This window comes from Lysinibacillus sp. G01H (assembly GCF_028872195.1).
GTDB lineage: Bacteria > Bacillota > Bacilli > Bacillales_A > Planococcaceae > Lysinibacillus > Lysinibacillus capsici.
Genome location: NZ_CP118397.1, coordinates 3,597,978 through 3,609,874, shown reverse-complemented (window position 1 = coordinate 3,609,874; position 11,897 = coordinate 3,597,978). Strand labels below are relative to the sequence as shown.

15 protein-coding genes and 1 pseudogene are annotated in these 11,897 nt (G+C 36.0%); 8 read left to right on the top strand and 8 right to left on the bottom strand.

Annotated elements, in window-relative coordinates:
- Positions 1 to 19: 19 nt before the first annotated feature.
- A complete protein-coding gene (locus PSR12_RS18415; protein ID WP_054549443.1) occupies positions 20 to 355 on the bottom strand; it encodes a YuzD family protein in 336 nt (111 codons plus the stop codon).
- Positions 356 to 438: 83 nt separating this feature from the next.
- On the opposite strand from PSR12_RS18415, the gene PSR12_RS18410 reads away from it, so the two are divergent.
- Positions 439 to 675: a NifU family protein gene (locus PSR12_RS18410; RefSeq protein ID WP_004228295.1), complete on the top strand. Its 237-nt coding sequence runs from the start codon at positions 439 to 441 to the stop codon at positions 673 to 675.
- A 47-nt stretch (positions 676 to 722) separates the two neighbouring features.
- On the opposite strand, the gene PSR12_RS18405 is transcribed toward PSR12_RS18410, so the two are convergent.
- Positions 723 to 1,415, bottom strand: coding sequence for a DUF2225 domain-containing protein (locus PSR12_RS18405; RefSeq protein ID WP_274770057.1), 693 nt, complete (start codon positions 1,413 to 1,415; stop codon positions 723 to 725).
- 186 nt (positions 1,416 to 1,601) lie between these two features.
- Here PSR12_RS18405 and PSR12_RS18400 point away from each other — a divergent pair, with 186 nt between their 5' ends.
- Positions 1,602 to 1,976 carry a HesB/IscA family protein gene (locus PSR12_RS18400; RefSeq protein WP_009371985.1) on the top strand — a complete coding sequence of 125 codons (375 nt, stop codon included), beginning with the start codon at positions 1,602 to 1,604 and terminating at the stop codon, positions 1,974 to 1,976.
- 186 nt (positions 1,977 to 2,162) lie between these two features.
- Here the strand turns inward: PSR12_RS18400 and PSR12_RS18395 are convergent, their stop codons facing one another.
- From PSR12_RS18395 to PSR12_RS23855, 4 genes and pseudogenes are all read right to left on the bottom strand, one after another.
- Entirely contained in the window at positions 2,163 to 2,582 is a 420-nt protein-coding gene (locus PSR12_RS18395; RefSeq protein ID WP_221681275.1) for a DUF3139 domain-containing protein, read from the bottom strand.
- Positions 2,583 to 3,021: 439 nt separating this feature from the next.
- Positions 3,022 to 3,426 carry an NUDIX hydrolase gene (locus tag PSR12_RS18390; RefSeq protein WP_221681276.1) on the bottom strand — a complete coding sequence of 135 codons (405 nt, stop codon included), beginning with the start codon at positions 3,424 to 3,426 and terminating at the stop codon, positions 3,022 to 3,024.
- A 219-nt stretch (positions 3,427 to 3,645) separates the two neighbouring features.
- The gene (locus PSR12_RS18385; RefSeq protein WP_274770055.1) at positions 3,646 to 4,041 is read right to left on the bottom strand and encodes a hypothetical protein; all 396 of its coding nucleotides are present in this window, start codon (positions 4,039 to 4,041) and stop codon (positions 3,646 to 3,648) included.
- A 224-nt stretch (positions 4,042 to 4,265) separates the two neighbouring features.
- Positions 4,266 to 4,753 (bottom strand): annotated as a pseudogene (locus PSR12_RS23855) (GNAT family N-acetyltransferase).
- A 178-nt stretch (positions 4,754 to 4,931) separates the two neighbouring features.
- Between PSR12_RS23855 and PSR12_RS18375 the strand changes: the two are divergent.
- The gene (locus tag PSR12_RS18375; RefSeq protein WP_082431457.1) at positions 4,932 to 5,150 is read left to right on the top strand and encodes an NUDIX hydrolase; all 219 of its coding nucleotides are present in this window, start codon (positions 4,932 to 4,934) and stop codon (positions 5,148 to 5,150) included.
- Here PSR12_RS18375 and PSR12_RS18370 read toward each other — a convergent pair.
- A complete protein-coding gene (locus PSR12_RS18370; RefSeq protein ID WP_221681278.1) occupies positions 5,109 to 5,660 on the bottom strand; it encodes a hypothetical protein in 552 nt (183 codons plus the stop codon). The two genes, PSR12_RS18375 and PSR12_RS18370, sit on opposite strands and share 42 nt — an antisense overlap.
- Positions 5,661 to 5,809: 149 nt before the next feature.
- Between PSR12_RS18370 and PSR12_RS18365 the strand changes: the two genes are divergently transcribed.
- The 5 genes from PSR12_RS18365 to PSR12_RS18345 all read left to right on the top strand — a co-directional run bounded on the left by PSR12_RS18365 (position 5,810) and on the right by PSR12_RS18345 (position 11,319).
- Positions 5,810 to 6,307, top strand: coding sequence for an NUDIX hydrolase (locus PSR12_RS18365; protein WP_221681279.1), 498 nt, complete (start codon positions 5,810 to 5,812; stop codon positions 6,305 to 6,307).
- A gap of 25 nt (positions 6,308 to 6,332) precedes the next feature.
- A complete protein-coding gene (locus tag PSR12_RS18360) occupies positions 6,333 to 8,084 on the top strand; it encodes a sensor histidine kinase (RefSeq protein ID WP_221681280.1) in 1,752 nt (583 codons plus the stop codon).
- 6 nt (positions 8,085 to 8,090) lie between these two features.
- Positions 8,091 to 8,834: a LytR/AlgR family response regulator transcription factor gene (locus PSR12_RS18355; RefSeq protein ID WP_221681281.1), complete on the top strand. Its 744-nt coding sequence runs from the start codon at positions 8,091 to 8,093 to the stop codon at positions 8,832 to 8,834.
- Positions 8,835 to 8,951: 117 nt separating this feature from the next.
- Positions 8,952 to 10,745, top strand: coding sequence for a carbon starvation CstA family protein (locus PSR12_RS18350; RefSeq protein WP_221681282.1), 1,794 nt, complete (start codon positions 8,952 to 8,954; stop codon positions 10,743 to 10,745).
- A 244-nt stretch (positions 10,746 to 10,989) separates the two neighbouring features.
- Positions 10,990 to 11,319 carry a YuiB family protein gene (locus PSR12_RS18345; protein ID WP_004228336.1) on the top strand — a complete coding sequence of 110 codons (330 nt, stop codon included), beginning with the start codon at positions 10,990 to 10,992 and terminating at the stop codon, positions 11,317 to 11,319.
- Between the two features lie 90 nt (positions 11,320 to 11,409).
- Here the strand turns inward: PSR12_RS18345 and PSR12_RS18340 are convergent, their stop codons facing one another.
- Positions 11,410 to 11,892, bottom strand: coding sequence for a divergent PAP2 family protein (locus PSR12_RS18340; RefSeq protein ID WP_221681283.1), 483 nt, complete (start codon positions 11,890 to 11,892; stop codon positions 11,410 to 11,412).
- Positions 11,893 to 11,897: the final 5 nt, after the last annotated feature.

Below are 11,897 nucleotides of genomic sequence, written 5' to 3'. Positions count from 1 at the left end.
AACAATCCCTTTATTTTTGTTAAACCGTTTCGTCTGGAACAAACCCTAAATTTTCAAGCGCTGTAAAAACAGGCTTTAATTGGACATAGCCCTCTCCAACTACCTCATTGTTAATGAGGACAAGAGGGTAGAAAAATTCATCATCTTGAATCCGTGACGCGTACTCTTGATCGCGTTCATTCTCAATTGGACCTTCAATATCGATATAGCGAATATCATATGCTTGATCTGGATATTTGCGATTGATGGCTGCTTGTAGCCACTCATATGTATCCTTGGAAGATGGGGCATTGACACAGCTAGCACAGATGACAGCTGTTCCATAAATTTCAATCATAGGTTTTGTTGATGGCATAGTATTTTCTCTCCTTGTGATTCAATATTGGATTTTTTCTGTTGCTAACATTATAATCATTATAAGGAAAGGAGTCGAGATAAATGGCAGAAGCAACAATTAACGACCAAGTTCAAGAGGTATTAGATAAATTACGTCCATTCTTACTACGTGACGGTGGAGACTGTGAATTAGTAGATGTTGAGGATGGCGTTGTGAAATTACGTTTATTAGGTGCTTGTGGCAGTTGCCCAAGTTCTACGATTACATTAAAAGCTGGTATTGAACGAGCATTATTAGAAGAAGTACCAGGTATTGTAGAAGTAGAGCAAGTATTCTAAGCCTTTCTAAAAAGTTCTAGCTGTTAAGCTAGAACTTTTTTATCTCCCTATATATGACGCGCATGTTCTTTTTCTTCACGAATAATAACCCACTGTTCTTTCGCCATATCTATAATTTTTGCCTCACCACCGACACTTTGTTTTTCAATGACTCTAGAAAAGAAGCGTGTCGCATTTTCAATATCTCCAATACGTCTAGATAATTCAGCAATCATATACATAATTCGGACGGCTGACATTTGTGTGGAGCTGTAGTCCTCGGTTGAATAAGATTCCATATAATAATCACGTGCTAATTTCATAAAGCGCTCTTCTTGTCCACTATTGTTTAAGGAACGATAAAGCCATGCAAGACGTAAAGTTAGTCCAGCAATCGCTACATTTTTTTCTTTTTTAATCGTGCCACAAAGAAACGCTAACTTATAGGCTTGAATGGCTTGAAATACAGTACGTTCACCCTTGAAATCATGATGCACCCATTTTTCTGTAATTTGTGTACGTATATGATCTTGGATACCTGGTGCAAAATATTTTGTAAAATCTTCTGTAAAGGAAAAGCCACAATGCTCACATACAAAAACATTGTAATAAAGAGCATTCACTTCATCTGCATAAATAGGTTGAAAATCTGTTTCTGTATGATCTACTTTAATAAATTTTGAACGCACTTTTAATGTGGGAAATTCTTTTTTGCAATTTAAACATTGAATCTTTTTCTCGTAATATGGTGAAATCTCCATATATATTACCCCCTGCCAAGAATTAGTTGTAACTATTATACCAATGATGTTTTTATTAACATGAATAAAAAATACTATTAATGTGAAAAATATGAGAATTATAACTTAAAATCGACATGAAGCTGAATGTTTGTCATACAATGGTCAAAATTGTTATGATAATACGTAAGAAGGAAGGTGATTGGGATGACAAGTACAAAGCAAATTATAGAAGTGACACAGGCTGCTGGCTTTCATATTAATGAAATGATGGAGCATAATGAAGAACAAGGTTCTTTTTTACGTGTAGTGGTGAATGGTGGCGGCTGTAGCGGGCTATCCTATGGCATGCATTTTGATAAAGAGAAAAAAGAGGATGATTTTGAAGATGTACAGCATGGTTTAACAATTCTTGTTTCCCGTGAAGATGCGCCGATTTTGATGGGAACAAAAATTGACTATAAACAATCGCTAATGGGCGGTGGCTTCACAATCGATAATCCAAATGCCATTGCATCATGTGGCTGCGGCACGTCTTTCAAAACGGCGAAACGTGAAGGTACACCTGAGGTTTGTGAGTAATTCAACGTAATATAAATGTAGAACAAGGATTGTAAATTGCAGTGAAAATCTGAGTGTCACAATCCCGATTATATGTAAACACAACTCTAAATTAGCGTATTTAGGGTTGTGAATACCAAGCCTTTTTGATTTGTATGTTGCAAAACATTACGAATTAAGGAGGCTTTTTTAATAGTCCAAAGCAAATTAATCTCTATTATCAAGAGAATTTTTACATTCCTTTTCACTATATTTTGTCTCACCCTCAAATATTTCAGTAACACCATCTAATGAAAGTCTGTCTTTTTCGCAAAATTGCTGAACTTGTTTTCCCTTTTTAGTTATTCCGTAATAATAGGTTGTATTAGGTTCATCTTTAAAAATAACCATATAATGTCCGTGATAAAAATCTTTATTTATTAAGTGCTTGGGTTCAACAAAATGTGATTCTTCAATTTCTTCGTCTATATATCCCTTCTCTTCTAAATATTCTGGAACATACTTATTAGCAATGTATTTTGTATATGGATTACCGTTGTTTAGAACATAAATAAAACCTGTTGGCAGTGCAAAGACAATAACAGCGATTAGGGTACTAGTTATAATTAATATCTTTTTTTTATTCATCTTACATCCCCCTAAAAATTGTTTTTTTCCTTCTCTTTAATAACGGAATAATCATTATTTACGCACAAGTCCTTGATTGATATGTGATAGACTTTGTTTCGCTTATTGAAAAATGAAAATACCCCCTATTATTCCGAGTGAAATTGAAGCTACAAACCATTTGCTCAATTTACCAACTAAAGTATCTCTTTTTGTGTAATTTTACACCATTTCAGTGTTTAGTCAATTGGTAATTATAATTCTATCTACATTTAACAGCCTATAGGGGTTGATAGTAGAGTAGAAGAGTGTTAGTTTATTGGTGCTACAATGCCATTTGTGAAGCATTACAGGAGTAAGCCTAGGGGCATAACAAAAGGACTTGCATATATGTAAATCAATCATAAACACCAGTCCTAATCTTATTGAACTAAAGCCCCTCGTTAGCGTAATAAAAAGTCTATTTAAATGTAATAAAAAATGGATGATTATTTTTATCTAAACATATTAAAAGTTCCTCTTTAAAGTCATCATTTCTTATCAGTTTTAGTGCCTCTTCAATGCTAAAAAAACCAACCTCTAAACTTTCTTTGCTTGTTTTTAAACGTCCATTTATAGGTGTTCCTAACCACCACATATTACATATATTTCTTTCTAACTCTTGTGAGGCTCCACAAAATCCAATAATATCAATGTTTATTCCTGTTTCTTCTTTAACCTCTCTAATCACTGCACTCTTTATATTCTCATTTTCTTCTACAATCCCACCTGGTAACTCCCAACCCCGATTAGGATCCTTTTTTAATAAAATCCTCTTATGTTCATCAAGAACTATCGCACCTGATGTAATAATAAATCGATTCATAGAAACACCACCTACCATATCATTATCTATCTTGAACTAAACTGCCACGTTAGCTCAATAAGAAAAAAAGAGCTGCTTATGCAACTCAATAATCTTTAAGTAAAGCCCCCGTTTGAACAAGAAATGCTCCCAAACCAAAGTTTTGTTATCTAACTTTGGTTTGGGAACGTAATTCAATTGTGGTCGTATAGAAAGTACAAGATACTATTTCTTAAAACATTATTTACTATACCATTTGCTATCAAGTTGAAATATTTCTCCATCTTTTGTTACACGATAAGTCACTCCTATTTTTGGTGTAGACTTATTACTTACATCATAATCACCTAATTGAATGGCATCGTCGTAGTTTCTTGAATAAATAATAAACTCTTCATTTGGATATGTGTTCTGTAAATATTCCTCTAATTCATCATATCGATTTGCATGAAGGTTTGAAAGTATAGTAGGATAGATTGCGACAAAAACAATATAACTACTGACAATTATACTAACGATAGTTCGTGCAATCTTTTTTCTTTTTCGAAAAACTATAAATAATAAAGCGACAGGTATTGAAATAATCACTGCAATCAAAATTAAAAAAAGAGAATCTTGTGGTTTCAAAAAAATCACCTCATTAAATTAAATGACACCAAAATTCTTCACCAATTGTAGGTTTACTCTATGCTTTGGTAGAAAATTCTCTCAAGAAAAATATAAAATTTGTTTAAATTCCAGGGTGGTTAGTTTACATTCGAGCTATTTTTTATGGGATAAATAGAAGAAAAAAACGTTTGTATAATACTTGAAAAGAACAACATAACTATCGAGCCTCTTTGTTCATGACGACAGAATATTTAAAATTTATAATACCAAAAAATCGCTATTTCATTAGCTGAAGGGAAGTTTGAATAGAGCATCGTATCAACTGTGCCTATAACAAAATTTTTTTTGCATAAAAATTACAAGCTGATACATTAATATCTTGTGTTTCAAGCATCAGGCCACACATGTTATTCACCTTTGCCCATTCCATCGGTCGATTAATGCTGTTCCAACACCATTTTTCCTATAAGCTGTTCCAACAGCAATGTCTTCAATAAGTCCATATCCATTCCAATTCGAGCGGAGCTTAATTTTTCCAAAACAGTTGTGATCAACGTTATAAAAAATACAGCTTTCCCCTTATCTTCAACATAACTAATGTTATTTCATCATCTTCATATTTTTTTTAGTATGGTGTAGAAAATATTTCTTCTGTATAGGTCCAAACATTATTTTCATAGGTCGGTATAATTCTTCCAAAGACCTTGAAACCCTCGTTGCATTTATTAAAGTCTTTCATATTTTAATGATCATTTTAGTCTCCTTCCTATAGAAAGTGAGAATAAGATTTTAAGAACAGAATATTAAATCTATTCTGAATTGTAACAGGTTATAATGAATAAGGGGAGCAATATGGTAATTATTTATCAGAGGAAATGACTTTTCTAAACAATTGAGAAGATGAGAATCATACAACTGTGTGCAGTATAATAGATCATCAAAATAAAGTACTTTTAAAGAAAGATTCTACTAGAGGTTGGGAGTTGCCAGGGGGGTGTGTAGAAAAGGAAGAAACGTTTAAAGAAGCGGCTATTCGAGAGATGAAAGAGGATAAATGTGTATTAGGTTCTAAGAAAAGGCGTTTTTCCATTAAGCTAAATAGACTTTTCACGCTCAGTAAATTTTGCCCCATTTAGCATTGCTAGCTGATAAATTGCTCTTTTTTCGTCGAGGCCAAATTGTCCGTTTTCCATGATTACAAATTTTTCATTGTTTGTTGTTTGAAAGTAATATGTTCCCACTGTACCTATTTCATATTCATAGATAACCTCATGTATATCTTGCCATTTGTAAATAGTTTGATGGTGATACTGTTGAAAAACGATTTGATCCTTTTGTATCGCGCTATAGCTTGAAAAAGAATAATAACCTAATACGAAGCTGCTTAAGGTGATTGCAGACGAAATGACGTAAATATATGGATTTCTTTTTAATCCGAGGACAATCAAAGCTAATACTATCAATCCGAAGGCTATTAAAAGCATAATAAAGTTGCTAGGAGGAGTAATCAGTACGACATTATCTTTATTAAAATAAAATGTATGGGATATAGTTAAGGGCATAAAAAAGCCTAGAAAAGGAGTTAATATCGCTAACATAAGTGCTGCTATAAAGTACTTTGCTCGTGGTGAGAATGCATTTAACATAAAATTCACCTCCTAAATAAGAATTTATAGTTATTTTAAGTGTAACATATTTACAAAATACATATTATAAAATCGGTCGTAAAATTCAGAATAAATGCTTCATTCCATAGAAAGTGAGTAGGTATAATAGGTAGATAGAGGTGAGGGTTATGAGAAAAGATCGAGGGAAAATATGGTTAGGTGTATCAGGTGTTACAGTTAATGAGCTTGGGCAATGGTTGGTTGTAAAGAAGGCTTATAGTGGTTTGAAGGGGCGTTGGTCATTGCCAGCAGGTTTTGTTAATGCAGGAGAAACGGTGGATGAGGCGGTCATTCGTGAAATCAAAGAAGAAACAGGCATCGATTGTAGAGTCTCAGGCTTAATTGGATTTAGAACAGGTGTTATCCGTGATGACATCAGTGATAATATGGCCATTTTTTATTGTCGAATGCTAGATGAGCAGCAGCAGGTATGTATTCAGGAAAATGAAATTTTAGAAGCTAAATGGTTGTACCCTAATGAGCTAGCCCAAGATGAATCAACATCTGTTATGTTAAAGGAAATGGCTTCCAATCAATTTGAAAGACATCAACTAGAGGCGATAGAAGGGATTAATCCAGGTGATATTTTTGGTTATACCTCTTATCGTTTATTCTTTAAAAAATAATATGACCTTTAGGAGGTGACCTTTGATGGAGCTGTTTTTATTTATGTTAGAGCGAGTTGGGCTGATCATTGTGTTTGCCTTTTTAATGTCAAGATGGCGACTCTTTCGAGAAAAGCTGTTTCAGGAGCAAGGAACGAAAGAGAAAATATGGCTCATCATTATCTTTAGTAGCCTATGTATTATCAGCAGTTATACAGGGATTAAAATTGAAAGTGGGACAATCCATCCTTTAAATCAGATGATACATAGTACGATCAATGCGGAGGAGGCCATTGCTAATACGAGATTAATTGGTGTCGCCATTGCAGGAATTTTTGGTGGACCACTTGTTGGTGTATGTGTAGGAATTATTGCAGGTATTCACCGAATTACACTTGGTGGTTTTACAGCAATAGCCTGCGGTATTTCAACGATTCTAGCTGGCTTTATTACAGGTGGTTTAAGTAAACGCTTTAAAATACGTCAAACTTTTTCCTATAAGAAAGCAGTCATCATCGGCATCTGTGCGGAAACAATTCAAATGCTGGTGATTTTAGTAGTTGCGAAGCCATTTGAGCAGGCTTTGCAGTTAGTCTCATTAATTGCAATGCCGATGATTTTAATGAATGCCTTTGGGATATTTTTATTTTTCATGATTATTAAAACGTTTATTGATGAAGAGGAGCGAACAAAGGCGTTACAAACCCATCAAGCTTTTTCAATTGCCCAACAAACAATTGAGCATTTTCGTAAGGGCTTGAATGAAGAATCATGCCAAACGGTTGCAGAAATTATTAAAAGAGAAATAAAAGTAGATGCGGTCGCTATTACCGATAAAAATGGGGTGCTTGCACATGTTGGCGTTGGTGAGGATCATCATTTAATTCATCGAGAAATTATGACAGCTTTGACAAAACGAGTATTAGAGGAAGGCAAAATTTTAATGGCTACATCTGAAAAAGAAATTCAATGTCCACACGCTAGCTGCCCATTAAGTGCTGCCATTGTCTTGCCCCTGAAGGTACAGCATCGAACAGTTGGAAGCTTAAAGCTTTATTTCACTAAAGCAGATTCTTTGACAGGGGTGAAGAAGGAGCTAGCAGAGGGTTTGAGTAGACTATTTTCCTCACAGCTTGAATATGCTGAAATTGAGCAACAGCGAAAATTATTAAAGGATGCTGAAATCAAGGCATTACAAGCACAAGTTCATCCACATTTCTTCTTTAATAGTCTAAATACTATTTCAAGCTTGATTCGGACAGATGCAGATGAGGCAAGAGCGTTATTAATCAAGCTTAGTACATTTTTTAGAAGCAATTTGCAGGGCGCACGACAAATGCTTATTCCATTAAAAAATGAAATTGATCATGTTGAAGCTTATTTATCTATTGAGCAAACACGGTTTCCAAATCGTTACGAAGTTGAATTTATCATGGATGAAACACTCTTTGATGTGCAAATTCCTCCATTTACCTTACAGCCTCTTGTCGAGAATGCTATTTATCATGCCTTTAAAAATCGTAAAGAAGGCAAAATTTATGTCAAAGTACAACGCGTGAATGATAAGCTACTGCTGTTGACCGAGGATAATGGGTGTGGCATGAGGAAAGAACAGGTGAAACAACTAGGTAAACGTATTATGGAATCGGAACAAGGGACAGGCACGGCTTTATGGAATATTTATCAGCGAATTCATGAAATTTACGGTTCGGAGGCTGATTTTTATATAACAAGTACGTTAGATGTGGGCACAAAAATTATGATTCAACTGCCGTTGAAGGCTACTAGATGGGAGTAGAAGAATTTGAATGTATATATTGTGGATGATGAACCCTTAGCACGCGCGGAACTGCGTTATTTATTAGAGCAAACAGCATTAGTGAATGTTTGTGGTGAATCTGAAAATCTTGAGGAATTGTGCAAAGCGTCACAGCTTGAAGAAGTCGATTGTATATTTTTAGATATTGAATTAGGCATGAACAATGGACTTGACTTAGCTAAACAATTATTACTGAATGCGCAGAGACCTGAAATTATTTTTGCTACAGCTTACGATGACTATGCTTTGCAGGCATTTGAAGTCAATGCATTCGATTATATATTGAAACCCTTTGAGGCACAAAGGGTACAAACGGCCGTGGAAAAACTGTTAGCTAAAAAAAGAGCTGCTCAGGCAAAAACATTGGAGGAGTTAAAGGTGTCGCAGCTGGACAAGCTCGATAAATTAACCGTTTATGCAAACGATCGAATTTTGTTACTGAAAATACAGGATATTTTGTATTGCACCTCTGAGGATAGTAAAACGGTTGTTGTGACAGAGCAGGGGCGCTTTATTGCTTCCGAATCATTGGCTGCGTTAGAAAAAAGACTTACCTTAAAAGGCTTTGTACGTGTCCATCGTGCATATATTGTCAATTTAGAGCATATTGTGGAACTTGAGCCTTGGAGTAGTTCGAAATTTAATTTAATCGTGCACAACAGACATGCCATTCCTGTCAGTAGGCTGTATATGAAGGATGTACGGAAAATTTTTGACCTATCGAGGTAGTTGCATTTCAACGGACAAATACTACCTTTCAACTTTAATTTCTGACATTTCAGTTATTTTGAGAATAATAGGGACATTCCTTTGCTATGATGTGGAAAAAGTAAAAGGGGTGTTTGCATGAATGCGATTACAATAGTGATAGGGTCTATTTGTATTTTGATGATCAGCTATCGTTTGTATGGCATTTTCTTTACAAAGAAGGTACTCAAAATAAAAGATGATACGCCCACCCCAGCCCACGCTTTGGAAGATGGTAAAGACTATGTTCCGACGAATAAATGGGTAACCTTTGGGCATCATTTTGCAGCGATTGCAGCAGCAGGACCTTTAGTTGGACCAATCCTAGCCGCACAGTTTGGATATTTACCTGGACTTCTATGGCTATTAATCGGGGCAGTAATTGGTGGGGCAGTTCATGATGCTGTTGTTTTATTTGCATCCATGCGTCATGGTGGTAAATCCCTATCTGAAGTGATGAAGGAGGAGTTAGGCCCTATCGCAGGTTTCTGTACAGGCCTTGCGATGCTATTCATTATTACGATTACAATGGCAGGTCTTTCGATGGTGGTGTTAGGTGCTTTAGAGCGCAATCCATGGGGAACGTTTGCGGTAGGTATAACGATACCAATCGCCATGCTTGTGGGTATTGCCTATCGTAAAACAGGCAATTTAATTGTTACATCTACTATAGGCTTTATTTTATTAATGATTGGGGTATTTATCGGACCGCTTATTCAAGGCACAGCATTCGGTGACTTTTTAACATTTGATCGGGAGACATTAGCTATCATCTTACCGATCTATGCCTTTTTCGCCGCTGCGTTACCTGTGTGGCTATTATTAGCACCTCGTGATTATTTAAGTAGTTTCATGAAGATTGGGGTATTTATTGCACTAATTATTGGCGTTTTCTTTGTTAATCCTGCTATTCAATTCCCTCCATTGACAGAGTTTATTCATGGTGGTGGACCAGTAATTGCCGGTCCTGTGTGGCCGTTTGTCTCTATTACAATTGCCTGTGGTGCCATTTCTGGCTTCCATGCTTTTGTAGGCTCAGGAACAACGCCTAAGATGATTGATCGTTGGGAGGATATTCGTATTGTAGGCTTTGGCGCTATGTTAGTAGAGTCACTAGTAGGTGTGATGGCTTTAATCGCAGCTACTGCTCTTCATCCAGCCGACTATTTTGCGATTAACTCAGCACCAGCTGTGTTTGCTACATTAGGGATGGAGCCCGTTCATCTACAAGCATTGTCTCAAAGTATCGGCATGGACTTGGAAGGACGAACAGGAGGTGCTGTAACGCTAGCAGTGGGCATGACAGATATCTTTACAGGTATTCCTTGGTTCGCAGAGTTATCTTCGTACTTCTATCAATTTGTCATTATGTTTGAGGCAGTTTTCATTCTTACAGCCATTGATGCTGGAACAAGGGTAGCTCGTTATTTAATACAGGACTTTGGTGGCAATGTATATAAACCACTGAAGCGTACCAATTGGGTACCAGGTACAATTTTTGCTAGTGCACTTGCCTGCTTTATGTGGGGCTATTTATTGTATTCAGGGGATATTAGCTCTATCTGGGTATTATTCGGTGTATCCAATCAGCTCATGGCAGCCATTGGTCTAGTATGTGGAGTAACGATGGTATTGAAGGTCGCAGATAAACGCATCTATGCATTGACATGCTTTATCCCATTGGCTTATTTATACATTACGGTCAACGTTGCAGGCTATTGGATGATTAAAAATGTATACTGGAATCCAGCCGCTGCAGGTTTTAATATGTTAAATGGGATTTTATCAGTTATCATGCTAATGCTTGGCTTCTTAATTGTGCTGACAGCATTTAAAAAATGGGCACAGCTTTGGAAATCACCAAAGTTTTTAGTAGCTCAATCAACTTCATAAAATCATTGAAACTATTGAAGATAAGCATTTGTCTTCAATAGTTTTTTGATGAAAAAGCATCTACGGTGAAGGAGAAGCAAATACCCGAGGAAGAAGCAAATACCCCTAAATTTAAAGATCAACCATAGATGATCGATTAATGATTTTCCCAAATATGACGAACAAGCGAAAACAAGGATATGTTCATTGAAAGCGGTGTCGTAATCATGTAAACTAATGAGAGGAAAACGGAGGTTATACATACATGGATGGTCCAGTTTCATTAGTACAGTTAATCATTTCTATTTTGTTATTTTTCGTCATGTTTTTTGGTATCGGATTCTTGTTAAATATGCTGTTACGGATGACATGGTTAATGGCAATTGTGTATCCAATTGTTGTCATCTTTATTGTAGATGAAGTAAGCTTCTTAGATTATATTTTTAAGCCAGGCTCTGCATTCCCAGCATTAATTGATAAATTACAGGCACTTCAGTTTGTGGATATTGCTATTTTATCAGGTGGCTTTGCGGGTTCTATTGTGGCGGGTATCGTGATGATTTATTTACGTAAAAGTGGCTATCGAATGTTCTAACGTGCTTAGTATTCTTTCTTCAACTGAAGGGGGAATACTTTTTTTATACAAAAAAACACAGCCTCCCTCTAGAGGATGTGTTTATGTCTGTTAGATAAAAAACTCGTAGGTTATGATGGCGATAAAAATACCCGTGAGAGCCCCAAAAAATACTTCACTTCGTTTATGGCCTAATAGTGTTTTTAATTCCTCCAATTTTTCTTGTCCGTCCATCTGTGGCCATTTTTTTAAATCATGAAGCAATGTTTGGAAATCCTTACGTAGTTGATTTAAAATGGCTGCATGCTGCCCTGCTTGGTAACGAACACCACTAGCATCATACATCACAATAATGGAAAACATGGCGGCTACCGCAAAAATGGGGGATTCCAAACCCGTCTCATAGGCAATTGAGGTTGCCAATCCAGTGACAGAAGCAGAGTGAGAACTAGGCATTCCACCTGTTGACGTAAAAAGTCCCCATTTTACTTGTCTGGTCATTAAAAAATGAATGGGGATTTTAACAAACTGTGCAAAGAGAACCGCAAAGAGGGCAATTAGTAATGGGGTATTTTGGAGTAAACTCAATTTCATCACAA

Excerpts from the sequence above, each read along its gene's own strand:
- PSR12_RS18415 (WP_054549443.1), bottom strand. The coding sequence starts at position 355 with ATGCCATCAACAAAACCTATGATTGAAATTTATGGAACAGCTGTCATC.
- PSR12_RS18410 (WP_004228295.1), top strand. The coding sequence starts at position 439 with ATGGCAGAAGCAACAATTAACGACCAAGTTCAAGAGGTATTAGATAAA.
- PSR12_RS18405 (WP_274770057.1), bottom strand. The coding sequence starts at position 1,415 with ATGGAGATTTCACCATATTACGAGAAAAAGATTCAATGTTTAAATTGC.
- PSR12_RS18400 (WP_009371985.1), top strand. The coding sequence starts at position 1,602 with ATGACAAGTACAAAGCAAATTATAGAAGTGACACAGGCTGCTGGCTTT.
- PSR12_RS18395 (WP_221681275.1), bottom strand. The coding sequence starts at position 2,582 with ATGAATAAAAAAAAGATATTAATTATAACTAGTACCCTAATCGCTGTT.
- PSR12_RS18390 (WP_221681276.1), bottom strand. The coding sequence starts at position 3,426 with ATGAATCGATTTATTATTACATCAGGTGCGATAGTTCTTGATGAACAT.
- PSR12_RS18370 (WP_221681278.1), bottom strand. The coding sequence starts at position 5,660 with ATGTTAAATGCATTCTCACCACGAGCAAAGTACTTTATAGCAGCACTT.
- PSR12_RS18365 (WP_221681279.1), top strand. The coding sequence starts at position 5,810 with ATGAGAAAAGATCGAGGGAAAATATGGTTAGGTGTATCAGGTGTTACA.
- PSR12_RS18360 (WP_221681280.1), top strand. The coding sequence starts at position 6,333 with ATGGAGCTGTTTTTATTTATGTTAGAGCGAGTTGGGCTGATCATTGTG.
- PSR12_RS18350 (WP_221681282.1), top strand. The coding sequence starts at position 8,952 with ATGAATGCGATTACAATAGTGATAGGGTCTATTTGTATTTTGATGATC.
- PSR12_RS18345 (WP_004228336.1), top strand. The coding sequence starts at position 10,990 with ATGGATGGTCCAGTTTCATTAGTACAGTTAATCATTTCTATTTTGTTA.
- PSR12_RS18340 (WP_221681283.1), bottom strand. The coding sequence starts at position 11,892 with ATGAAATTGAGTTTACTCCAAAATACCCCATTACTAATTGCCCTCTTT.